This window comes from Bacillus cereus group sp. RP43 (genome assembly GCF_040459645.1).
GTDB lineage: Bacteria > Bacillota > Bacilli > Bacillales > Bacillaceae_G > Bacillus_A > Bacillus_A mycoides_C.
The window spans coordinates 981,204-1,005,443 of record NZ_JARVHQ010000001.1; the positions used below are offsets into that span (position 1 = coordinate 981,204).

Genomic DNA, 24,240 nt, shown 5'->3' on the forward strand with positions numbered 1-24,240 from the left:
TTACATAGAAGAATATAAAAAATTATGGTATAACAGTAAGAAAACGAAAAAGAGGGGAAAAGACGATGATTCGAGTAGGATATTTAGGACCAGAAGCAACATTTACAAATATGGCGGTGAGTCGTTTTTTTCCGGAAGCAGAGCATGTACCGTATCGAACGATTCCAGATTGTATAGATGCAGCTGCAAATGAAAATGTAGACTTCGCAGTTGTACCGTTAGAAAATGCAATAGAAGGTTCAGTGAATATAACGGTTGATTACCTTGTACATGAGCAGCCGCTTTCCATTGTAGGAGAAATTACAGTACCAATTCAGCAGCATTTACTTGTACATCCGCAGTATGCAGAAGTGTGGGATGAAGTATATGCGGTGCATTCTCATCCGCATGCCATTGCACAGTGCCATAAGTTTTTAAATGAAGAATTAAAAGGAGTAACTGTTCGAGATATGACATCCACAAGCGCTGCTGCGCAATATGTGAAAGAACATCCTGAAGAAAAAGTTGCCGCCATTGCAAATGAAGCAGCGGCAGAAAAGTACGGATTAACAATTGTAAGGCGTGATATTCATACACATAAAAACAATCATACGCGTTTCCTTGTTCTGCATAAGAAAAAGAAAGCAGTGCTCCCAAATAACGGAGAAAATCGCGGGGAGAAAACGACGCTTATGATAACGTTACCTGCTGACTATGCAGGAGCGCTGTATCAAGTGTTATCAGCTTTCGCATGGAGAAAATTAAACTTATCAAAAATTGAATCGCGTCCGATGAAAACAGGTCTTGGAAATTACTTTTTCTTAATCGACGTAGATAAAGCATATGATGACGTATTGTTGCCAGGCGTAACGATGGAACTTGAAGCACTCGGCTTTTCTGTTACTGTTCTAGGGAGTTATGCTTCTTATTGGTTGTAAGAAGCGAGGCGGCTATTTTTGTAGTATTTTGTTGTTAAGTCGATATAATCAGAATTACGTTCGATATATTTGATTTTGCGTCGATATAATTTCATTCGTTAGTATACTGTGTGATAGATTAATAAAATCCCACCTATAAAAGGTGGGATTCTTTATTTTAACTTCGCAAGACGATCCTCTAACTGACTACGCCAAATATCAGCTAGTTCTTGTACAGCAAGAACCTTCTCAATGCCATCTTTATCTTTTCTATTATGAAAATAAATTTCGTTAGAGAACAAAACAGATACATTATTTGATGGACGCTCTAGTAATGTGATTTTAGAATCTTTACGCACAGTACCTTCTTGTAGAACTCGGCATAAGTATCCAGTATATCCAGTTGCTACAATGCGTGGTAATATGCCAGGAATACCAAGGCGTTTTGAAATTGTGCTACAGGGTACCCTCGCTTGTGTAACTTGAATAATTGCCTCACCTAATTGATATGTATCTCCGATGCAAACATCACGCTCTAACATATTGGTTACTGTAATGTTTTCGCCAAATGTGGAAGCTGGAAGTGTTGTTTGGAATTCTTCTTCCCATAGTGCGTAATGTTCGTATGGATACACACAAACAGCGCGGTCAGGTCCACCGTGATGTTTTAAATCCGCTACATCATCACCAAGAAAGCCATCTTTTGAGAGGAAAGCTTCTTCTGTAGGCTCCTTACATATACCTGTTATCATTTCTTTATCTTCGTTATATTTCATTTGTTTCGGTTTACCGGTGCTAAAGTGAACGAGTTCAATTCCCATATTTGATCTCCTTTATAATTGTTTACAATATTATAACATCTACAAAATAAAAGCACAGAGTATGATAAAAAACTCTGTGCTTTACATTAATAAACGAGAAATCCAGCTTTATCTAGTGCCTCACAAGCAGCATCTAACTTCTCTTTAGAATCTGCTTCGATTGTATGTAAGTGAATACCATCTGTTAGTTGTGAAAGATAGGAAGCGTTTGTGTTTTCGATTTTTTGTAAATATTGCTCTACATCAAAGCGATTACTTACCATAATCGATGCTGTTAAGTCACCGTATACAGGATGCTCAACTTTTACGTCTTTAATCGTAACGCCGTGGTCAACTAACATGGTAAGTTCTTGACGTACTTCTGCCGGTTTATGTTGGCATACGATTACGCGTTCAAAAGCTTGTTGTCTTGTTTGTGGTTTTAAATATAAATACCCTTGCGCAGTTGCAATAATTGGTTCATTTCGTGCTTTTAGTAAGGAAATGTCTTGAACGATAACTTGCCTACTTACGTTTGTCTTTTTAGATAGCTCATTCCCCGATAACGGTTCATTTGCAGCAAGAAGCCACTCGAGGATGAGTTGTCGTCTTTCTTCGCCTAAAATCTTTTTTTGATCATTTTGTTTCATAATGATTTAACACCTCTATAAAATTGATTTCCAATTGTGTGTAGTGCATGAATAGTTGTATCAATTTGTTCTTTCGTTGTGTGATGTCCGAAAGAAAAGCGGACATATTGTTTTGCCTCTTCATACGTTTTTCCAATTGCAAGCATTGTTTTTGAAGGGTCTTGTTTACCGACTTGACAAGCACTTCCAGTTGAAATGGCTATACCATGACGGTTACATTCTAACATTGTATACTGACCTTCTATTCCTTTTATTGTAACCCCAATAATATGTGGTAAACAAGAAGTAGAATGTCCTTTCACTTCAATTTCTAGAGGAAGTGTTTGTAATTGCTCTAAAAAATAAGATCTTAATTGTTTAAAACGAAAGCTCTCTTCCTTTTGATTCTTTAATATATGCTCTGCGGCTGTTAAAAAAGCAGCGATTCCAGGAACGTTTACTGTACCAGGGCGAAAGCCTTTTTCATGAGAAGTTCCAGGGAATATTTGTTCCCAGCGAACTTGCGGATTTATATAGCAAGCTCCAACTCCTTTTGGTCCGTATATTTTATGGGCTGAAACAGAGAGACTATCAATCTCCATCGCTGTAACGTCTATTGGAAGTTTACCAAATGTTTGAACACAATCCGAATGAAATAAAACATTGTATTTTTTTAAAAGTGCTCCGATCTCTGCAATGTTTTGAACGGTCCCAATTTCAGAGTTTCCATGCTGTATACTTGCTAGAACAGTATTTTCCGTAATAGCTGCTTCTAAATCTACTAAATGAATTATCCCGCTTTTATCAACTGGAATCTCAGTAATCGTATAACCTTGCGATTGTAAGGAGTGAAAATAACTTCGAATCGATGCGTGTTCCATAGGTGTCGTAATAATGTGCTTTCCATTTCTAGCATTTAGAAGGGATTGAATCGCAAGATAGTTAGATTCTGAACCGCCGCTTGTAAAGAATACCCCTTGTTCCTTACCCCCAATCATTTCTGCAAATGTTTCTCTACAAACTTGTAATAAAGATGATGCGCTTCCGCCGATATCGTGTAAACTTTGTTCATTTCCGAAATATTTCTTTGCTGCTTCTACATATGTTTCTAAAGCTTCTTCGCTCATAGGTGTTGTCGCTGCATAATCTAGATATATCATCATGTAATTTCCTCTCTTCAGTAAGAGTGACATTTGTTTTCGTTTTTAGAATGGTAGTGAAAATAAGAATTGTAAAAAAACTCTTGTCATTATTTTAAAACTATGTAAATATAGGTGTCAAGACAGTTGAAAAGTGTAAAGTAGGAGGCAACAATTATGCCAAGTGCAGATGTCTTAATTATTGGAAGTGGCGTTGCAGCGCTTCGTGTTGCGAAAGAGCTTTGTCACGAAAAGAATGTGATAGTTATCACAAAAAAAACAGGACGTAATAACAATACACATTTAGCTCAAGGAGGAATTGCAGCAGCTGTTGCTACATATGACGATCCGAGTGGGCATTTTGAAGATACATTAGTGGCAGGTTGCCATTATAACAACGAAGAAGCAGTTCGTTATTTAGTTGAAGAGGGGCAGAAAGAAATAAGTAAGCTTATTACAAATGGAATGAAATTTGATGGAGATGAAAAAGGGCTCCACCTTGGTAAAGAAGGAGCGCATCGAAAACGGCGTATTTTACATGCGGGAGGAGATGCAACTGGTAAAAATCTATTAGAGCATTTAATACAAGAAGTAGTTCCGAACGTTACTGTCGTTGAGCATGAAATGGTGCTCGATTTTATTATAGAAAATAATAAATGCATAGGAGCTTTAACACGAAATAGTGAAGGGAAGTTGAAGCGTTACTATGCTGATAATACGGTGTTAGCATCAGGAGGAATTGGTGGTTTGTACGCCTTTACATCGAATGATGAGACAATTACAGGTGATGGACTTGCGATGATATATCGAGCTGGGGGAAAACTTGTTGATTTAGAATTTGTACAATTTCATCCGACAATGTTATACGTGGACGGGCGATGTTGTGGTCTCGTTTCTGAAGCAGTCCGTGGTGAAGGAGCTGTCCTTATAAATGCAAAAGGACAGCGTTTTATGATGGATATACATCCTGGGAAAGATCTCGCACCGCGTGATGTAGTGGCAAGGGCGATTCATGAACAACTTCTTGCGGGTGAAACAGTGTACTTAAACATCGAAACAATTCAAAACTTTGAACAACGTTTTCCGACCGTTTCATCATTATGTACAAAGAATGGCGTTGATTTAAAAGGAAACCTTATTCCAGTCGTACCGGGTGCTCATTTTCATATGGGCGGCGTGAAGACAGATTGTGACGGAGAGACGTCCATTCCAAACTTATATGCGGTCGGTGAAGTGGCGTGTAATGGAGTTCATGGTGCGAATAGATTGGCGAGTAATTCATTATTAGAAGGTCTTGTGTTTGGAAGACGAATAGGAAAACACATTTTAGCTAAACCAGCAGAGGAAAGAAAAAATGTGACGGAAGAGAGAGGGAAAAGTTTTATAGCTCTTAATGATTTACCGTTGAAAGAAGAAATACAAGAATACATGATGAAGCATGTTGGGATTGTGCGAACTGAGAAAAATTTATCATATGCTAAGAGATGGTTTAGTAGGTACGGTGTGCGAAATATGATCTTACAATACGATGCACTGACAAATGAAGAGATAACGCTTATTAATATGTTAACAGTTTGTGAGCTTATCACAGTATCAGCTTTGCAAAGAGAAGAAAGTATTGGTGGTCATTATCGCATTGATTATCCAGAAAGAAATAGAGTAAGAAAAGAGATTATTCGAGTGAGAAGAAAACTACAACTTGTTTAATAAGGGGAAGAGGGGTTTTATGAATACGTTAAAAGTTAAGGAAGTATTAAATAGATTTTTTCTAGAAGATATAGGAGAAAGGGATGTAACATCTCAGCTTATCTTTCCCGATAATGCACTTGCGAAAGGAACGTTTCTTGTAAAGGATACAGGGGTCTTTGTAGGACGCCTAGTAATTGAAGAAGGATTTAAATTAATTGATCAGAGAATTGAAGTTGAGCTTCATAAAAAAGATGGGGATCTTGTAGAAAAAGGAGAGATAATTGCAACCGTGCAAGGTCCAATCGCATCATTATTAACGGCAGAGCGCGTTATATTAAACGTTATCCAGCGCATGAGCGGGATAGCGACGATGACACGTAAGGCGGTCTTGGCTTTAGATAGCAGTCATACACGCATTTGTGATACGAGAAAAACGATGCCAGGACTACGTATGTTTGATAAATATGCGGTAGTGTGCGGAGGTGGATTTAACCATCGCTTCGGTTTATATGATGGTGTCATGATTAAAGACAATCATATTGCTTTTGCTGGCTCGATTACAAAAGCTGTTACATCGGTGAAAGAAAGATTGGGACATATGGTGAAAGTAGAAGTCGAAACAGAGACAGGGGCGCAAGTGAGAGAAGCGATAGAGGCCGGCGCAGATGTTATTATGTTCGATAATCGTACGCCAGAAGAGATTCGTGAGTTTTCAAAAATTGTACCAAGTGCCATCGTTACGGAGGCTTCAGGTGGTATTACAATTGAGGATTTATCAAAATACGGAAAAACAGGGGTAGATTATATTTCACTTGGAGCGTTAACACATTCAGTGAAAGCACTTGATATTAGTTTTAATATTGAGGCCTAATGAGAGTGGTTTAGAGGGGGAGAATCATAAATGGGTATTTTAGAGAAAGTTCAGCCAATCGAAGTAATGTTACCAGAGCGCTATCAAACGATGTCTACATTAGAGATGGAAGAGCGTGTCCGTGAAATTAAAGAAAAAATGGGGGCATTACTATTTATTCCCGGACATCATTATCAAAAAGATGAAGTGGTGCAATTTTCAGATGCAGCAGGGGATTCACTTCAACTCGCGCAAGTTGCAGCGAGTAATAAAGAGGCAAAATATATTGTGTTTTGTGGTGTGCACTTTATGGCAGAAACGGCAGATATGTTAACGACAGATGATCAAATTGTCATCTTACCAGATATGCGTGCCGGCTGTTCTATGGCAGATATGGCAGATATTGAACAAACAGAAAGAGCGTGGAAAGAGCTCACGAAATTATTTGGGGATACGATGATTCCATTAACATATGTAAATTCAACAGCTGCAATCAAAGCGTTTTGTGGTCGTAATGGAGGGGCAACAGTAACCTCTTCTAACGCAAAACAAATGGTGTCTTGGGCGTTTACACAAAAAGAGCGTCTCGTCTTTTTACCAGACCAACATTTAGGAAGAAATACAGCGTATGATTTAGGTATTCCGTTAGAAAAAATGGCAGTGTGGAACCCGCATACAGATTCATTAGAGTACGATGGAGCTATAGAAGAAATTCAAGTGATTTTATGGAAAGGCCATTGTTCTGTTCATCAAAACTTCACTGTGAAAAATATTGAAAATGTGCGAAAAAATCATCCGGATATGAATATTATTGTTCACCCTGAATGTTGTTATGAAGTTGTTGCCGCTTCTGACTATGCAGGATCAACGAAATATATTATTGATATGATTGAAGCTGCTCCAGCGGGAAGTAAGTGGGCGATTGGTACAGAGATGAATTTAGTGAACCGAATTATTCAGCAACATCCTGATAAAGAAATTATTTCGCTAAATCCGTTTATGTGTCCTTGTTTAACAATGAACCGAATTGATTTACCTCACCTATTATGGGCACTTGAGAACATAGAAAGAGGAGAACAAATCAATGTTATTCGTGTAGAGAATCAAGTAACAGAAGAGGCAGTTCTTGCATTAAATCGTATGTTAGAGCGTGTTTAAAGCAGCGGGATTTCCGTTGCTTTTTTTCGTACATATAATCATAACAAGGATGAAATAGGCATACATTGTGTTGAGGAAATCATTGCGGTTTTTCTATGCTTATTCCACTTCGAATCATATTGAAAATAGAAGAAGTGATAAAAGTAAAAGAAGTTAATGTTGTTTAGAAAGTGTTACTTCAAAGTGTTTTTACTTATAGATAAGTTATACAGGAGGGGGAAAATTTGAAAATTCATATCGTGCAAAAAGGGGAGACCCTTTGGAAAATTGCAAAAAAGTACGGAGTGGATTTTGAGACGCTAAAAAAAACAAATACACAGCTTAGCAATCCAGACCTAATTATGCCAGGGATGAAAATTAAAGTGCCATCGAATAGCGTTCATGTGAAACAACAGACTGGATCGGGTTCAGCGCCCCCGAAACAATATGTAAAAGAGGTACAGCAAAAAGAGTTTGCATCAACACCAACTCCACTTGGAATAGAAGATGAAGATGAGATCACGTATCAATCAGTACCTATTACACAAGAGCCAGCTATGCAACAAACACAAAAAGAAATGCAGGTAAAACCGCAAAAAGAAATACAGGTGCAGCCGCAAAAAGAAATGCAAGTGAAACCACAAAAAGAAGTACAGGTGCAGCCGCAAAAAGAAGTGCAAAAAGAAATTCCGATTCAAAAAGAGAAGCCAGTTGAAAAGCCACCTGTCATTCAAAAACCACCTGTTGTAGAGAAAGTAGAAAAACTAAAACCTACTACGAAAGAAAATACTAAATTTTCTATCAATGTATTACCGCAGCCGCCGCAACCGCCAATTAAATCGAAAAAAGAATATAAAATTTCAGACGTAATAAAAAAGGGAAGCGAGTTAATTGCTCCTCAAATTAATAAAATGAAGCCTAACAACGTCATTTCTCCGCAAACGAAAAAAGAGAATATAGGAAATGTATCGCCACAAGTAAAGAAAGAAAATGTAGGGAATATAGTATCGCCGCAAATAAAGAAAGAAAATGTAGGGAATATAGTATCGCCGCAAATAAAGAAAGAAAATGTAGGGAATATAGTATCGCCGCAAGTAAAGAAAGAAAACGTAGGGAATATAGTATCGCCGCAAGTAAAGAAAGAAAATGTAGGGAATATAGTATCGCCACAAGTAAAGAAAGAAAATGTAGGGAATATAGTATCGCCGCAAGTAAAGAAAGAAAACGTAGGGAATATAGTATCGCCGCAAGTAAAGAAAGAAAATGTAGGGAATATGGTATCGCCACAAGTAAAGAAAGAAAATGTAGGGAATATGGTATCGCCGAACGTATCAAAAGAAAATGTCGTTATCCCACAAGTAATACCGCCAAATATTCAAGTGCCAAACATAATGCCAATGTTGGATAATAACCAACCACCAAACATAATGCCAATAATGGATAACAACAATCAACCACCAAACATAATGCCAATAATGGATAACAATCAAATGTCAAACATGATGCCAATAATGGATAACAATCAAATGCCAAACATAATGCCAATAATGGATAACAATCAAATGCCAAACATAATGCCAATAATGGATAACAATCAAATGCCAGACATGATGCCAATAATGGATAACAATCAAATGCCAAACATGATGCCAATAATGGATAACAATCAAATGCCAAACATGATGCCAATAATGGATAACAACCAAATGCCAAACATGATGCCGATAATGGATAACAACCAAATGCCAAACATGATGCCGATAATGGATAACAATCAAATGCCGAACATGATGCCAATAATGGATAACAACCAAATGCCAAACATGATGCCGATAATGGATAACAATCAAATGCCAAACATGATGCCAATAATGGATAACAACCAAATGCCAAACATGATGCCGATAATGGATAACAATCAAATGCCGAACATGATGCCAATAATGGATAACAACCAAATGCCAAACATGATGCCAATAATGGATAACAATCAAATGCCGAACATGATGCCGATAATGGATAACAATCAAATGCCGAACATGATGCCGATAATGGATAACAACCAACCACCAAACATGATGCCATATCAAATGCCGTATCAACAGCCAATGATGCCACCATATCCGCATTATCAGCAACAAAATCCATACAATCAAATGGCGCCGCAATATACTTCTATGCCAAATCCAAATATGATGCCAATGGATAATAATATGCCACCACTCGTACAAGGGGAAGAAGATTGTGGATGCGGAGGAGAGAGTAGGTTATATAGTCCGCAACCGGGTGGACCACAATACGCCAATCCTTTATATTATCAACCGACTCAGCCAGCATATGCACCGCAGCCAGGAACTATGTATTATCAGCCGGACCCACCAAATGTATTTGGAGAACCAGTTTCGGAAGAAGAGGACGAAGAGGAAGTTTAAAAAAGGTGGGGTTATTCCCGCCTTTTTTGTATTTATGATAGTCAGAAATATGGTGAATTTACATTAAGTGCTAGAAAATTCCTAGTGAAATATTAACAGTGTAAAAACCTTCTCTGTTACTCATCATAAGAGGGAGCTTTTCGAAAGAGAAGTTCATTCTAACAAGGGGGGTTTTTGTATTGAATACGAAAGTAAAAGTGATTGCTGCTTCTTTGTTAGTTACCAGTGCATTAGCTGCATGTGGTACACCGAAAGATAATAATGCGATGGATGGACGTAACTATAATTACGAGCGTACATCTTATAATGATACACACCAGTATCGTGATAATGTAGCGCGTAACGATCGTTATACAGATTATGTAACATATAGAAACGGTCGTAACGATACAGGATATAATAATTATTACCGTGATGTAAATTACAATGGGCAAATTGCTAATCCGCATCCAACTCGTAATATTACAATGAACAATTCATACATTAACAATGATGGTAAAACTGCGGAGAAAATTACGAATCGTGTGAAACGTATGAATAACGTAGACCGAGTTTCTACAGTTGTATATGGAAACGATGTAGCGATTGCGGTAAAACCACGTAATACAGCAACGAATGAAACAGCGATGGCGAACGAAATTCGTCAAGCTGTTGTGAATGAAGTTGGAAATAGAAATGTATATGTTTCTGTAAGAAATGACATGTTTACTCGTGTCGATGCAATGAGTACGCGTTTACGTAACGGCACAGCTACAAACGATTTTAATCGTGACATAACAAATATGTTCCGAGACATTCGTTACGGTCTGACTGGTACAGTACGATAACAAATCGAAGAGGAAGGGATAGCCCTTCCTCTTTATTCATCTTTGTCTTGTAAACGACGCTTTTTAATAAAATAACTAACGGAGTAAGAAACTAAAAAGCATATGAAGAAAATACTACCTGTTAGAATGGCTTCAAACAGAGGTCTTTCTGGACTGAAAATAATATAAATAATAGCTATGATAATCCCAACAATAAAAGAGCGTAAGACAAGTTTGTAATAAGGAGTTAACTTTATTTCCTTTTCACTTTCATCTACATCGATTGAAACACTTAACTGTAAATAACTAAATAAGATACTTGTAAGAATAAATAATAACCATAATGGAGATTTCGTAATTTGATTAGCTCCTTCAGTGAATCCAATATAGCCTAAAATTCCGATTATACCAATGTATTGAAGAAGAAAGGCAATACGTATGTTTTTTAACGTTTGAAGAATGAGACGTTCATCCTTTATTTTTTTCACAATATCCATCTCCTGTTTATTATGATTTCGCTGTTATACCAATTGTAACATATATATTACATTAATCAATTTATAATTTACATAAATTTCAATTGGTTGAAAGAGGAAGAAAAATATATTTAGAAATATGTTGCGCTTCTACCTTGTTAATGTTATATTAGCAAAGCGATGAGCTAATTTACGTAAGACGAGAGATATGCTTAAGTGCTAAACACGCGAATGTGGTCGCCTGGTCTCTCGCCGTAAACGCATCAAGACGCCTGCTTTGCAGGCGTCTTTCATTTTATATAAAAGTAAATGATACATGCAGATAGGATAAATTCTTATCTGCATTTTTTATTTTCCTTAGAAATTTAATGCGATTGTTTATATGGATAAAACCCCCATTTCCGGAAAAACTACAAATGAAAGTATGATTTTGCCTAGAAGAGGTGAACGGAAATGAAATGGATACTAATTGCAGTGCAAGCTTTCGTTATGATGTTTTGCTTAGCTTATGGATCCGATGTGAGGGCAGAAGTAGTAGAAAAAGAACCTCAAGTTACAATTTTATTAGAGCGCATGTATGTTGATGGAGAAGTAAGCGAGGAAATACTGACAGAAAAAGTAGCGGATTTAGAAAAGTTTTTGCAGCAATATAAAGAATGGCAACTTGTTGATCGTGATGATGTGCAAATCGTATTACAAAGGAAAGTTGATGATATTTCTCCTTTACTGAAAACGAGCGGTTATTTTGGTGTTTCAGAGGAAGGGATATTGCAAATTTTCAAAGGGGTACCGAAAAGTGATAACGCGATCCATTCCTTCTTTCAAATTGATATGAAAAAGCTTGAAAGTTATGAGCGTGCGGAATTGAAACGTGGTATTCGCATAAAATCAAAAGAAGGTTTTGTGAAGACAATCGAAAAAATGAAGCAGTATGCAGTGCAAAATAAGAAAAAAAGCAGCTCAGGGTGAGCTGCTTTTTCTTATTTATTCTTAGCTAAAATCTCTTTTGCGATTTCATCAATTAGCATATCTTTTCCGATTGGATTGAATGCTTTCGTATTGAAGACTTCATTCGATACTTCATATACGTGATTATTTTTTACTGCTTTATTATCTTTCCAAACCGCACTGTTTTTATAGTCTTCGTATACTTTATCAGCTTCTCCGCCGAAGTTTACAATAAACATTTGATCAGGCTGGAATGCAACAAGACCTTCTAGTGATACTTGTGCCATCGTTTGTTTTAAATCTGTACCTTTTGTTGCTGGAAGCTTTAAGTCGTTAAAGATGATGTCACCGTATCCGAAGCTACCGTATACACGGAAGTTTTGTGGTGTAACTGCAACGAACATAAAGTTCTCATCTTTTGTTTTCTCTTTAATTTTTTTAGATAAAGAATCTGCTTTTTTATCGTAATCTGCAATCCATTTGTCTGCTTTCTTTTCTTCGTCAAATAGTTTACCTACTTCTTTAAACTTACCGCGCCAGTCTTCTAGATTTGTTTCTAGAACAACAGTTGGTGCAACCTTTTCTAATTGATCGTAAATTTTCAATTGACGATTGTTTAAAATAATTAAGTCGGGTTTTAAAGCAGTAACAGCTTCTAAATCAACTTTAGGTGCCCAGTACCAGCCAACTGCTTTTACGCCGTCTAGTTTGTCTGTTAAGTGGTTTTGGATTTTATCTTTATATGTGTTTGCTGTACCAACAGGTTTGTGTCCAAGAAGTAATAACTCTTCTGTTGATCCAGATAAGTCAACAATTCTCTTTGGATTTACTGGAATTGTAGCTTCCCCTTTAGCGTGTTTTACAACTTTCGTTTTCGGTTGTTCTTTTGCTTTTGATTCTTCTTTTTGAGAAGAACAGCCAACAATAGAAAGAACGACTAGCATAATAGTAAATAAAATAAATAGCTTTTGTTTCATCCTGATGTAACCCCTTTAATTAATATTGATAATCATTATTGACTCCTGTATAGTAATGTTCTTTTTGTATTTATGTCAATAGAAAAAAACGGAAATTGTAAACAGGGAACATTTGTTGGGGCAGTCTCGCTTTTCTATTGTTAAATATGTTAAAATGGAATACATGATTTGAGAGGGAGAGGTCGTATTTTGTTTGAATATGTTACAGGTTACGTGGAGTATGTAGGACCGGAATATGTCGTAATTGATCATAATGGAATTGGTTATCAAATTTTCACACCAAATCCGTATGTATTTCAAAGAAGTAAGCAAGAAATTCGTGTCTATACATATCATTATGTGAGAGAAGATATTATGGCACTTTACGGATTTAAAACACGTGAAGAGCGTTTATTATTTACAAAATTGTTAGGTGTATCGGGGATTGGGCCAAAAGGTGCTCTTGCAATTCTAGCTTCTGGTCAAACAGGACAGGTCGTTCAAGCGATTGAACATGAAGATGAGAAGTTTTTAGTGAAATTCCCAGGTGTCGGAAAGAAAACAGCACGCCAAATGATTTTAGACTTAAAAGGAAAACTAGCAGATGTCGTGCCAGATGCATTTGTTGATCTGTTCTCGGATGTCGAAAGTTTTGATCAGAAGAAAGGTTCATCAACTGAGCTTGATGAGGCGCTTGAAGCACTACGAGCACTTGGTTACGCGGAGAGAGAAGTTTCTCGCGTTGTACCAGAACTATTAAAAGAATCACTTACAACGGATCAGTATATCAAAAAGGCACTTAGTCTTTTACTAAATGGTAAGAGGTGAGTATAATGGACGAACGTCTCCTTTCAGGGGAATCTGGATATGAAGATGCGGATTTAGAGTATTCATTACGGCCACAGACGCTCCGTCAGTATATTGGCCAAGATAAAGCGAAACATAATTTAGAAGTGTTTATTGAAGCGGCGAAAATGCGTGAAGAAACGTTAGATCACGTACTTTTATATGGACCACCTGGACTTGGTAAAACGACGCTTGCGAATATTATTGCCAATGAAATGGGTGTTAACATTCGAACAACGTCAGGTCCTGCAATTGAAAGACCAGGAGATTTAGCGGCTGTATTAACAGCACTTCAGCCTGGGGATGTATTATTTATTGATGAAATTCATCGTTTGCATAGATCTATTGAAGAAGTGTTATACCCAGCGATGGAAGACTTTTGCCTTGATATCGTTATTGGGAAAGGACCGTCAGCTCGCTCTGTACGTCTAGACTTACCTCCATTTACGCTAGTTGGGGCAACGACGCGTGCAGGTGCATTATCAGCACCACTTCGTGACCGTTTTGGTGTACTTTCACGATTAGAGTACTATACAGTAGATCAGCTTTCTGCGATTGTAGAACGTACAGCAGAAGTGTTTGAAGTTGAAATAGATTCGTTAGCTGCATTAGAAATTGCAAGACGTGCCCGTGGTACACCTCGTATTGCGAATCGTCTATTACGACGTGTACGTGACTTCGCACAAGTTCGCAGTGACGGAACGATTGCGATGGAAATTACACAAATGGCGTTAGAACTATTGCAAGTAGATAAATTAGGACTTGATCATATCGATCATAAATTACTGCTTGGTATTATTGAAAAGTTCCGCGGTGGTCCAGTTGGATTAGAAACTGTTTCAGCAACGATAGGGGAAGAATCGCATACGATTGAAGATGTGTATGAGCCGTATTTATTACAAATTGGCTTTTTACAAAGAACGCCAAGAGGCCGGATCGTAACGCCGCTCGCATATGAGCATTTCGGAATGGAGATGCCAAAAGTATGACGGAGATGCCAAAGCTGCTTATTACAGCTGGTATTTTGCTCATTGTTGCTGGATTAGCTTGGAAGTTCATAGGAAGGCTTCCAGGCGATATTTTTGTGAAAAAAGGTAACGTTACCTTTTATTTTCCTATCATTACATGTATTGTGTTAAGTATTGTATTATCTTTTATTATGTATATAATAAATCGATTCAAATAAGAAATAGGTGGATACAGTTATGGATATTAATTTGTTTGATTTTCATTTACCAGAAGAGCTCATTGCACAAATTCCGCTTGAAGAGCGTGAAACATCAAGATTGATGATGTTAGACCGTGAAACAGGAGATATTGAGCACAAACATTTTACGGACATTCTTTCTTACTTACATGAGGGGGATTGCTTAGTTTTAAATGAAACGAAAGTTATGCCTGCTCGCTTGCACGGTGTGAAAGAAGATACAGGTGCACACATTGAAGTGCTTCTTTTGAAACAAGAAGAAGGCGATAAGTGGGAAACGCTTATAAAGCCAGCGAAGCGTGTAAAAGAAGGAACTGTCATCTCTTTTGGTGAAGGAAAGTTAAAAGCAACTTGCATTGGAACAGCAGATCAAGGTGGGCGTCAACTTGAGTTTTCATATGACGGCATCTTTTATGAAATTTTAGACGAGCTTGGAGAAATGCCACTTCCTCCATATATTAAAGAAACGCTAGAAGATCGCGATCGTTATCAAACGGTATATGCGAAGGAAATAGGTTCAGCAGCAGCACCGACAGCTGGACTTCACTTTACAGAAGAGTTACTCGAGAAATTGAAGCAAAAAGGCGTTGGGTTAGCGTTCATTACACTCCATGTAGGACTTGGAACATTTAGACCAGTTTCTGCAGATACGATTGAAGAGCATCATATGCACGCAGAGTATTACCATATGTCTGAAGAGACAGCTGCGTTATTAAACCGCGTAAAAGAGAATGGCGGACGTATTATTACAGTAGGTACGACATCAACTCGTACGTTAGAAACGATTGCGACAGATTATAGTGGTAAGCTTTGCGCCGCTTCTGGCTGGACAGATATTTTTATGTACCCAGGATATGAATTTAAAGCAATTGATGGTTTAATTACAAACTTCCATTTGCCGAAATCAACATTAATTATGCTTGTAAGTGCATTTGCAAATAGAGATAATGTACTTCATGCTTATAATGAAGCAGTAAAAGAAAAATATCGTTTCTTTAGCTTCGGTGATGCGATGTTCGTTGCATCTCACGCTAAAATGAGAAACAAATAAAAGGAGTAAATTATGACAGCAATTCGTTATGAATTTATTAAAACTTGTAAACAAACGGGTGCGCGTTTAGGTCGAGTACATACGCCACACGGTTCATTTGATACACCAACATTTATGCCAGTTGGTACACTTGCAACAGTTAAAACGATGTCACCAGAAGAATTAAAGGCAATGGATTCGGGTATTATCTTAAGTAATACGTATCACTTATGGTTACGTCCAGGTCATGAAATTGTACGCGAAGCAGGCGGTTTGCATAAATTTATGAACTGGGATCGTGCAATTTTAACAGATTCTGGTGGTTTCCAAGTATTTAGTTTAAGTGACTTCCGCCGTATCGAAGAGGAAGGTGTTCACTTCCGTAACCACTTAAACGGAGATAAATTATTCTTATCACCAGAAAAAGCGATGGAAATCCAAAATGCATTAGGTTCAGATATCATGATGGCATTTGATGAGTGTCCACCGTTCCCTGCTACTTTTGAATACATGAAGAAGTCTGTAGAGCGTACAAGCCGCTGGGCAGAGCGTTGTCTAAAGGCACATGAACGTCCACAAGATCAAGGTTTATTCGGTATTGTGCAGGGCGGGGAGTTTGAAGAACTTCGTCGCCAAAGTGCGAAAGATCTTGTTTCAATGGACTTCCCTGGCTATGCTATAGGCGGTCTATCCGTTGGTGAACCGAAGGATATTATGAATCGTGTTCTTGAGTTTACAACACCACTTCTTCCTGATGATAAACCACGTTACTTAATGGGTGTAGGTTCTCCTGACTCGTTAATTGATGGTGCGATTCGCGGTGTTGATATGTTTGACTGTGTACTTCCAACTCGTATCGCTCGAAATGGTACATGTATGACAAGTGAAGGCCGTCTAGTTGTGAAAAACGCGAAATTCGCTAGAGACTTCGGGCCGCTTGATCCGAACTGTGATTGCTACACATGTAAAAACTATTCTCGTGCGTACATTCGTCACTTAATGAAATGCGATGAAACGTTCGGAATTCGTTTAACGTCTTATCACAACCTTCATTTTCTGTTAAACTTAATGGAGCAGGTGAGACAAGCTATTCGTGAAGACCGTCTTGGCGATTTCCGCGAAGAGTTCTTTGAACAGTATGGCTTTAATAAACCGAATGCTAAAAACTTCTAATACATAATTTAAAAGGAGGAACAAAAGATGAATCCAGGTATGATGAATATCATTATGATCGTTGCGATGTTTGCGATTTTCTATTTCTTATTAATTCGCCCGCAACAAAAGCGTCAAAAAGCAGTAGCTCAAATGCAAAATGAGTTGTCAAAAGGTGATGCTATCGTAACAATCGGTGGTTTACACGGTACAATCGAATCAGTAGACGAAACGAAAATCGTTGTTAAATCTGGTGGTTCACACTTAACTTTCGATCGTAATGCGATTCGTGAAGTTGTGAAAAACTAATGATGAAGGCCCTGCATGAAATGTGCAGGGCCTTTTTTTAATTGTTTTGTTTTGACATATTTACACCGAAAATGCCTCCGAGTGTACTCGCACCCATTAATGCTAATTGGTAGAGTAACTGTGAGTTCGATAAAGTTTGAGAGAAGCCTAAATAGTTAACGAGAAAGACGAGAAGAGTGAATGTGAGTCCTGTAGTGAAACCTACTAACCAACCTTTTCCTTGTGCCTTTTTACCAGCAATAAATCCAGACATAAGCATAGATAGAAGGGCTATTATAAAAATAGTAATTACTAATGTCCCTTCATTAATATTCGTAAATTTTAATAAAAGAGCCATGATCATACTTGTAATAGAGGCGAGGATTAATAGGGTAATAATACCGAAGCCGATTGCGCTCGATAATTTTTTCGTTCCATCCATTATGCATTCCCCCTTTTTAATACAAGCATATTTTCATTTTGTTTAAGTTAGACTAGTTTCTTTTTTGTAGGGGAGCCTATAAGTAAAAAAAAGGGGGTGCAGAAATGGAATGGGTATCAATAATCGGACGAACAATGCTTTTGTATACAATCATATTAATTATTTTTCGTCTTATGGGTAAACGTGAAATTGGAGAATTAAGTGTATTAGATTTGGTTGTATTCATTATGCTCGGTGAAATGGCTGTAGTGGCAATTGAAAATACAGATAAATCACTTTGGCATCAATTAGTTCCAATGATTTTTCTAATGTGTATACAAATCATTTTGTCGATCATTTCTTTAAAGTTCCAGCGTTTTCGGCATTTAATAGAAGGAGAGCCTGCGATTCTTGTGAATGCGGGTAAAATTGATGAAAAAAAGATGCGGAAGCAGCGATATAACATAGATGATTTATTGATGCAACTACGTGAGCAAGGAATCGGAGATGTACGTGATGTAGAATACGCTATTTTAGAACCATCTGGAAAGTTATCTGTCTTTCAAAAACAAAAAAGTAAAAAGAGCAAAAATGATACACCAATCTTTACACTCCCGCTAATTATTGATGGAGAAATTCAATCTAATCATTTGCAAATGATTGAGCATACAAATGAGTGGCTCATTGAGAAATTGAATAACTTAGGTTATAAAGATGTGAAACAGATTGTATATTGTAGTTTTCAAAATGGACAATTTTTTGTTGATTTGAAAGAAAATTAGAGGCTTACCATTTTGAATGGCAAGCCCGCTTATTTCAAAAATGAAAGTTTACGAATGATAGGGAGACGACTTAATTCTTCTTTTCGAATGAGTTTGAAAACGAAGAGGAGAATGATATAAACGATTGTTGTTAAGGTGATTTCCCATAACGTTTGTACGCCAAGTGAATGAGAAAAAACAATATGCTTATGAAGATAAAAACCGAAGGTACCAGCAATCCCGATAGCAATTCCACCGAAAATATAGTCTTTTGCGTAGATGGTAAATGCAATTTTCTTTAAAACAGTGGCGTAGTGAAGGAATGTTACGGTTACTATATTCGCTGCGATGGCGAGGGCAACCCCCATCATTTGGAACTCTGGGCGTGAAGCGAGTGCAAAAATAACGATTAATTTTACGATAGCGCCAATAAAGGTGTTCATCATAGCAGCGCGTGCTAAGTTTAAAGCTTGCAACACAGACGTAAGGGGACTTTGGAAATAATGAAATAAAAAGCAAGGTGCAAGAAGCTGGATGAAAGCGACCGCGTTGTCTGATCCGTACATGAGAGTTAAAACTGGAGAAGCAAATACATATAATATAACGACTGACCATCCGCCGGTTATTAAGGAGATCCGAAGTGCTTGTTGTAATCGGTGTTCCACTAATTTGTGTTGTCTCTTTGCCATTGCCTCGCTAATTGATGGGACGAGTGCTGTAGAAAGAGCATATGTAATAAAGGCTGGCAGTGATAGAAGCGGGAACGCATATCCGTTTAACATACCGTATTGCTGAGTTGCGACAGATGCAGCAACGCCGGCGATCGCTAAGCTTTGCATAACGACGATAGGTTCAAAGAAATAAGAAACGGAACCAATTAAACGGCTTCCTGTAGTTGGTAAAGCAATGTCCATAAGGGAATAAAACGTATTTTTGCTCTCCTTTACAGTAGTGAAAAATCCAGAGCGTATAGATAAATGTTTTTCGCGTTGGAATAAAGTAAGTAAAAATAATAAAGATGCAACTTCGCCCAGAACAGCTGATAGCATGGCACCGGCTGCAGCATATTCTACGCCGTAAGGTAAAAATAACTGAATGCATACAGCGATAATTGTAATGCGGACAACTTGTTCTATGACTTGAGCATAAGCGCTCGGCTTCATATTTTGTTTCCCTTGGAAATAACCACGTAAAACGGAAGAAACTGCAATAACAGGGACGACAGGTAAAATAGCCATTAATGGATAGTAAGTTCTTTCATCTGTTAATAATGTTTTTGCTAAAATAGGTGTGAGTAGCATAATCCCAATTGTTAAAATGATACTAATAATGGATGTAACGGCTAGCGAGACAGTTAATATTTTTTTAACTCTTTGCTTATCGTTCACTGCTTCCGCTTCTGCTACAAATTTTGCGATTGCAACAGGAAGGCCAATTTGTGTTAATGTTATTGCTAAAATGAAGGTGGGGACAGCCATCATATAAAGGCCAACGCCTTCTTCTCCTAAAATACGTGCCATTACAATGCGGTTAATAAATCCAAGGATTTTTGTAATAAAGCCGGCTATCATTAAAATAAATGCACCTTTTAAAAAGCTTTGTCTCGTCATACTCTTCTCCTACCTTCTCAAAATCAATGGAATGATTTACAATAATTTATATGCACGTATGAGACAAGAATGACAAGCATTTAAGAGAGTGAAGTATGAATGGTACTCTTGAAAGAAGTTATTACTGTCCATTAGAGCGGGATTAAAAGCGACTTTTCGTGCTGAAATAAGAAGGAGATGTTATATATGGTGGATAAAGAGGCTTTGGTAGAATCATACCGCGGACAGTTACAAGTCGTTTTAGAAAGTAAAGTAGAAGAGTTTCACATGTTTGGTTATGACAGAGTGACAGATAATGATATTTGGAAGTTTCTCAAGGTGAAAAAGTGGAAAAAGATAGACAGTGATGTTAGGTTATATGAGTTAGTAAATGATGTATTAAGAGTAAGTGCTAATGAATATATGACTTATTTAACTGTAGAAGCATATCAAGCGCCACTTTGGTCGTTTGATGAATATGAAAATAAATAACCGACTGCAATTGGTTTGTTCTTCCTTTTGCAGTATAATGATAGGTATTGATAAAGAGGAATTAATTATGTCTAAGATTATATATAAAGGAGGTAGTGAAGAGAAAAAATAAATAATGAAAGTGTAGGTATTGTGAAAAGCTTACCGACACAGCTAGTGATGAACTAGCAAAAATACATGTATTTTATAGAAAGTAAGTCTACTAACTAGGCGTATGCACACGTGCAAAAGTGAATCGTAAGAGATTTATTGAAAGTGTTAGTAGCAGAAAGAGGGTACATATGGCAAAGCGTGGTACAAGAATTGCCGCCTTTTTCCTCATCGTTTTATTAATTGGTGGAGTAATTGGTGCGGCAGGAAAAGACATAGCAAAAGGAATTAGTCTAGGACTAGACCTTCGCGGTGGTTTTGAAATTCTGTATGAAGTAAAACCAGCCAAAAAAGGTGATAAAATCGATCGTGATGCACTTGTAAGTACAGTAGGTGCTCTTGAAAATCGTGTCAATGTTCTTGGTGTAAGTGAGCCGAACATTCAAATCGAAGGGGAAGATCGAATTCGTGTACAGCTTGCTGGTGTACAAGATCAGCAAAAAGCACGTGAAATGTTATCAACACAAGCGAAACTAACATTCCGTGATGTGGATGATAACCTGCTTATGGACGGAACGGATTTAAAAGGCGGCGGAGCGAAGCAAACATTTGATGAGCAAGGCCGTGCGAGCGTAGGTCTTACACTAAAAAGCGCTGAAAAATTCCGTGAAGTAACTGAAAAGATTTCAAAAATGCCACCACCAACGAATTTAATGGTAATTTGGCTTGATTTTGAAGAAGGAAAAGATTCATATAAAGCAGAATCTGCAAAACCGAATCCAAAGTTTTTATCAGCAGCAACAGTAAACCAAGTATTTAACCAAGCTGAAGTATCTATCGTAGGTGGAAACTTTACAGTTGAAAGTGCGAAAGAACTTTCATCTTTATTAAATGCAGGTGCACTTCCTGTTGATTTAAAAGAAATGTATTCAACATCTGTTGGAGCGAAATTTGGTCAACAAGCATTAGAGCAAACGATTTTCGCTAGTGCGATCGGTATTGCTATTATCTTCTTATTCATGCTTGTATTCTACCGTTTACCAGGACTTGTAGCGGTTATTATGTTAGGTTTATACATTTTCGTTACATTACTTGTCTTTAACTGGATGCATGCAGTTCTTACGTTACCAGGTATTGCGGCATTAGTGCTCGGGGTTGGTATCGCAGTTGATGCGAATATCATTACGTACGAGAGATTGAAGGAAGAGCTTAAAATTGGTAAGTCGATGATGTCAGCATTCCGTGCTGGTAACCATCGTTCATTAGCGACAATTTTAGATGCGAACATTACAACAATTGCAGCAGCTGGTGTATTATTCGCTTACGGTAATAGCTCTGTGAAAGGATTCGCAACAAGTTTAATCGTAAGTATTTTAGTTGGTTTCATTACGAACGTATTCGGTACTCGTTTCTTACTAGGTTTACTTGTAAAGAGCCGTTACTTTGATAAGAAACTATCTTACTTTGGTGTTAAGGAAAAGGATATTATTCCATTAACAAAAGGTGTAGTACATCCACCGACGAGGTTTGATCGTATTAACTTCGTAAATATCGGTCATAAATTCTTCTTATTCTCAATTGCAGTCGTAATTGCTGGGGCAATTATATTACCGATTTTCAAAATGAATCTTGGTATTGACTTTGCAAGTGGTACACGTATCGACTTGCAATCAAAACAAGCAACTACTGTTTCTAATGTTCATAAAGATTTGAAAGAATTGAACATCGATGTGAAGGAAGAAGATATTGTACCGACTGGAGATGATAATAAAGGTTTCGCAGTTCGTACAGTAGGTGTTCTATCAAAAGATGAAATTGCGAAAACAAAAACATTCTTCCACGATAAATACGGTACAGATCCGAATGTAAGTACAGTTTCACCGACAATCGGTAAAGAGATTGCACGAAATGCATTTATCGCAGTATTAATTGCTTCTGCAGTAATCGTTTTATACGTAAGTATTCGTTTCCGTCTTACGTACGCAGTATCTGCAGTAATCGCATTATTACATGATGCATTCGTTATGATTGTTATGTTTAGTCTTTTCCAGATAGAGGTAGACTTAACGTTTATCGCTGCGGTATTAACGATTATTGGTTACTCTATCAATGACTCGATTGTTACGTTTGATAGAAACCGTGAGTTATACAAACAGAAAAAAAGAGTTCGCGACATAAAAGACCTAGAAGAAATCGTAAACGCAAGTATTCGTCAAACAATTGGTCGTTCAATTAATACCGTGTTAACAGTGTTATTCCCAGTAATCGCACTACTTATTTTTGGTAGTGAATCACTGCGTAACTTCTCACTTGCATTATTAATTGGATTAGTTGTAGGTACGTACTCTTCTATTTTCGTTGCTTCTCAAATTTGGTTAATGCTTGAAAACCGCCGTTTGAAAAAGGGCAAAAACAAGAAGAAGGTTGAGAAAGAAGTATCTGAACCACAAGTATAAAAAATAAAACATATAAAAAGATGATGTCTCTATATGAGGCATCTCTTTTTCGTTTGCGGACACAATAAAGTAGCGCCTTTTTAAGGGGAGATAAATGGAAAAAAGTGGTGATATTATCTTTATTTTTGTTACAATGAAGTGAAACTTTAATCAGCGGGATTCTTACTGCTCGTTAAAGCGGGATAAAAAGAGAGGTTAAGAAAAGAAGGGATTTTAATTATGGAAAAAGATGAACGTTTTAAACAGGCCGAGTTTGGTGCTATTGTCGGAATCGTTGGTAATATTATATTAGCGATTGTAAAAGCGGTAATTGGTTATATTGGAAACAGTAAGGCACTTTTAGCGGATGCGGTGCATTCTGGATCAGATGTAATTGGCTCGTTAGCTGTACTTTTTGGATTACGAGCAGCAAAGCAACCGCCTGATGAAGATCATCCGTATGGTCATGGTAAAGCGGAATCGATTTCAGCGATTATTGTTGCGGTATTATTATTTATTGTTGGAATAGAGATAGCGATTTCGTCTATAAAAGCTTTTTCACAAGATTTAGAACCACCAAAAGGAATTACGATTTTTGCAGTTATTCTTTCGATTGTAGTGAAAGAAGGGATGTTTCAGTATAAATATCGATTAGGGAAGAGAATAAATAGTGATGCAATTATTGCAAATGCATATGAACATCGTTCGGATGTGTTTTCTTCAATTGCAGCTTTAATCGGCATTTGTGCAGCTATTATCGGCGGTAAGTTAGGTATGGATTGGCTTGTATATGCCGATCCAATTGCGGGATTATTTGTTTCAATTCTCGTTGCTAAGATGGCGTGGAGTATTGGATCAGAAGCTATTCATGCAACGCTCGATCATGTTCTGCATGAAGAAGATGTCGTTCCGCTTAGGGAGGCAGTTTTTCAAGTGGAAGGTGTGAAAAAAATCGGCTCTTTATATGCAAGGGAACATGGCCATTATGTTATTGTTGATATTAAAATATCTGTAGATCCATATATCACTGTAGAAGAAGGTCACCGCATTGGAAAACATGTAAAAGAAACACTTATGAAACAAGATAACGTACAAAATGTTTTTGTACATATTAATCCGTATTCTCCAAATTGAACATAACGGATATTTAATTATATAGATATCGAATCGT

The 24,240-nt window shown here is 37.3% G+C and carries 23 protein-coding genes and 1 pseudogene; 17 read left to right on the forward strand and 7 right to left on the reverse strand.

All coding sequences use genetic code 11. From position 1 onward, the window contains the following. Positions 1-65: 65 nt before the first annotated feature. Positions 66-917 (forward strand): prephenate dehydratase, encoded by an 852-nt coding sequence (gene pheA, locus QCI75_RS05100; protein ID WP_353760038.1) that lies wholly within the window; start codon positions 66-68, stop codon positions 915-917. A 152-nt stretch (positions 918-1,069) separates the two neighbouring features. Here the strand turns inward: pheA and QCI75_RS05105 are convergent, their stop codons facing one another. The 3 genes from QCI75_RS05105 to QCI75_RS05115 all read right to left on the reverse strand — a co-directional run bounded on the left by QCI75_RS05105 (position 1,070) and on the right by QCI75_RS05115 (position 3,488). Next, positions 1,070-1,717 (reverse strand): MOSC domain-containing protein, encoded by a 648-nt coding sequence (locus QCI75_RS05105; RefSeq protein ID WP_353760039.1) that lies wholly within the window; start codon positions 1,715-1,717, stop codon positions 1,070-1,072. A gap of 86 nt (positions 1,718-1,803) precedes the next feature. Next, on the reverse strand, positions 1,804-2,346 hold the full coding sequence (locus QCI75_RS05110; RefSeq protein ID WP_002160371.1) for a transcription repressor NadR: 543 nt from the start codon (positions 2,344-2,346) through the stop codon (positions 1,804-1,806). Continuing rightward, the gene (locus tag QCI75_RS05115) at positions 2,343-3,488 is read right to left on the reverse strand and encodes an IscS subfamily cysteine desulfurase (protein ID WP_144503967.1); all 1,146 of its coding nucleotides are present in this window, start codon (positions 3,486-3,488) and stop codon (positions 2,343-2,345) included. The genes QCI75_RS05110 and QCI75_RS05115 overlap by 4 nt, the downstream gene beginning before the upstream one ends. Before the next feature lie 153 nt (positions 3,489-3,641). On the opposite strand from QCI75_RS05115, the gene nadB reads away from it, so the two are divergent. The 5 genes and pseudogenes from nadB to QCI75_RS05140 all read left to right on the forward strand — a co-directional run bounded on the left by nadB (position 3,642) and on the right by QCI75_RS05140 (position 10,399). Then, positions 3,642-5,171 (forward strand): L-aspartate oxidase, encoded by a 1,530-nt coding sequence (gene nadB, locus QCI75_RS05120; RefSeq protein WP_144503969.1) that lies wholly within the window; start codon positions 3,642-3,644, stop codon positions 5,169-5,171. Positions 5,172-5,190: 19 nt separating this feature from the next. After that, entirely contained in the window at positions 5,191-6,024 is an 834-nt protein-coding gene (nadC, locus tag QCI75_RS05125; RefSeq protein ID WP_353760040.1) for a carboxylating nicotinate-nucleotide diphosphorylase, read from the forward strand. A 30-nt stretch (positions 6,025-6,054) separates the two neighbouring features. Further along, positions 6,055-7,161 (forward strand): quinolinate synthase NadA, encoded by a 1,107-nt coding sequence (gene nadA, locus QCI75_RS05130; protein ID WP_144503973.1) that lies wholly within the window; start codon positions 6,055-6,057, stop codon positions 7,159-7,161. Positions 7,162-7,385: 224 nt separating this feature from the next. Next, positions 7,386-7,542, forward strand: a pseudogene (safA, locus tag QCI75_RS30510) (SafA/ExsA family spore coat assembly protein); the annotation flags it as partial. A gap of 2,209 nt (positions 7,543-9,751) precedes the next feature. Continuing rightward, the gene (locus QCI75_RS05140; protein ID WP_144503975.1) at positions 9,752-10,399 is read left to right on the forward strand and encodes a YhcN/YlaJ family sporulation lipoprotein; all 648 of its coding nucleotides are present in this window, start codon (positions 9,752-9,754) and stop codon (positions 10,397-10,399) included. 32 nt (positions 10,400-10,431) lie between these two features. Here the strand turns inward: QCI75_RS05140 and QCI75_RS05145 are convergent, their stop codons facing one another. Beyond that, positions 10,432-10,875: a branched-chain amino acid ABC transporter substrate-binding protein gene (locus QCI75_RS05145; RefSeq protein WP_353760043.1), complete on the reverse strand. Its 444-nt coding sequence runs from the start codon at positions 10,873-10,875 to the stop codon at positions 10,432-10,434. A 432-nt stretch (positions 10,876-11,307) separates the two neighbouring features. Here QCI75_RS05145 and QCI75_RS05150 point away from each other — a divergent pair, with 432 nt between their 5' ends. After that, positions 11,308-11,823 (forward strand): BofC C-terminal domain-containing protein, encoded by a 516-nt coding sequence (locus QCI75_RS05150; protein ID WP_353760044.1) that lies wholly within the window; start codon positions 11,308-11,310, stop codon positions 11,821-11,823. An 11-nt stretch (positions 11,824-11,834) separates the two neighbouring features. Here QCI75_RS05150 and QCI75_RS05155 read toward each other — a convergent pair whose 3' ends face one another. Then, complete coding sequence (locus QCI75_RS05155; protein ID WP_144503981.1) at positions 11,835-12,779, reverse strand: iron-hydroxamate ABC transporter substrate-binding protein; 945 nt, start codon at positions 12,777-12,779, stop codon at positions 11,835-11,837. Between the two features lie 189 nt (positions 12,780-12,968). Between QCI75_RS05155 and ruvA the strand changes: the two genes are divergently transcribed. The 6 genes from ruvA to yajC are packed head-to-tail and all read left to right on the forward strand — an operon-like array spanning position 12,969 to position 17,302. After that, positions 12,969-13,586 carry a Holliday junction DNA helicase RuvA gene (ruvA, locus tag QCI75_RS05160; RefSeq protein ID WP_002122732.1) on the forward strand — a complete coding sequence of 206 codons (618 nt, stop codon included), beginning with the start codon at positions 12,969-12,971 and terminating at the stop codon, positions 13,584-13,586. Between the two features lie 5 nt (positions 13,587-13,591). Beyond that, a complete protein-coding gene (gene ruvB / locus QCI75_RS05165; RefSeq protein WP_000344470.1) occupies positions 13,592-14,593 on the forward strand; it encodes a Holliday junction branch migration DNA helicase RuvB in 1,002 nt (333 codons plus the stop codon). Next, positions 14,590-14,790, forward strand: coding sequence for a DUF2905 domain-containing protein (locus QCI75_RS05170; protein WP_002112011.1), 201 nt, complete (start codon positions 14,590-14,592; stop codon positions 14,788-14,790). Before ruvB ends, QCI75_RS05170 begins: the two co-directional genes overlap by 4 nt. Positions 14,791-14,809: 19 nt before the next feature. After that, complete coding sequence (gene queA, locus QCI75_RS05175) at positions 14,810-15,862, forward strand: tRNA preQ1(34) S-adenosylmethionine ribosyltransferase-isomerase QueA (RefSeq protein WP_353760045.1); 1,053 nt, start codon at positions 14,810-14,812, stop codon at positions 15,860-15,862. 12 nt (positions 15,863-15,874) lie between these two features. Next, positions 15,875-17,014: a tRNA guanosine(34) transglycosylase Tgt gene (gene tgt / locus QCI75_RS05180; RefSeq protein WP_000125368.1), complete on the forward strand. Its 1,140-nt coding sequence runs from the start codon at positions 15,875-15,877 to the stop codon at positions 17,012-17,014. Positions 17,015-17,041: 27 nt separating this feature from the next. Beyond that, entirely contained in the window at positions 17,042-17,302 is a 261-nt protein-coding gene (yajC, locus tag QCI75_RS05185; RefSeq protein ID WP_070144971.1) for a preprotein translocase subunit YajC, read from the forward strand. Between the two features lie 37 nt (positions 17,303-17,339). Here the strand turns inward: yajC and QCI75_RS05190 are convergent, their stop codons facing one another. Further along, positions 17,340-17,723 carry a TIGR04086 family membrane protein gene (locus QCI75_RS05190; protein WP_098777250.1) on the reverse strand — a complete coding sequence of 128 codons (384 nt, stop codon included), beginning with the start codon at positions 17,721-17,723 and terminating at the stop codon, positions 17,340-17,342. Positions 17,724-17,827: 104 nt separating this feature from the next. Between QCI75_RS05190 and QCI75_RS05195 the strand changes: the two genes are divergently transcribed. Further along, a complete protein-coding gene (locus QCI75_RS05195) occupies positions 17,828-18,484 on the forward strand; it encodes a DUF421 domain-containing protein (protein WP_144503983.1) in 657 nt (218 codons plus the stop codon). A gap of 29 nt (positions 18,485-18,513) precedes the next feature. On the opposite strand, the gene spoVB is transcribed toward QCI75_RS05195, so the two are convergent. Further along, the gene (gene spoVB, locus QCI75_RS05200) at positions 18,514-20,073 is read right to left on the reverse strand and encodes a stage V sporulation protein B (protein ID WP_144503985.1); all 1,560 of its coding nucleotides are present in this window, start codon (positions 20,071-20,073) and stop codon (positions 18,514-18,516) included. A 186-nt stretch (positions 20,074-20,259) separates the two neighbouring features. Between spoVB and QCI75_RS05205 the strand changes: the two genes are divergently transcribed. The 3 genes from QCI75_RS05205 to QCI75_RS05215 all read left to right on the forward strand — a co-directional run bounded on the left by QCI75_RS05205 (position 20,260) and on the right by QCI75_RS05215 (position 24,203). After that, positions 20,260-20,544 carry a post-transcriptional regulator gene (locus QCI75_RS05205; RefSeq protein WP_144503987.1) on the forward strand — a complete coding sequence of 95 codons (285 nt, stop codon included), beginning with the start codon at positions 20,260-20,262 and terminating at the stop codon, positions 20,542-20,544. Between the two features lie 281 nt (positions 20,545-20,825). Then, on the forward strand, positions 20,826-23,090 hold the full coding sequence (gene secDF / locus QCI75_RS05210; RefSeq protein ID WP_144503989.1) for a protein translocase subunit SecDF: 2,265 nt from the start codon (positions 20,826-20,828) through the stop codon (positions 23,088-23,090). Positions 23,091-23,309: 219 nt separating this feature from the next. Further along, on the forward strand, positions 23,310-24,203 hold the full coding sequence (locus tag QCI75_RS05215; RefSeq protein ID WP_144503991.1) for a cation diffusion facilitator family transporter: 894 nt from the start codon (positions 23,310-23,312) through the stop codon (positions 24,201-24,203). Positions 24,204-24,240: the final 37 nt, after the last annotated feature.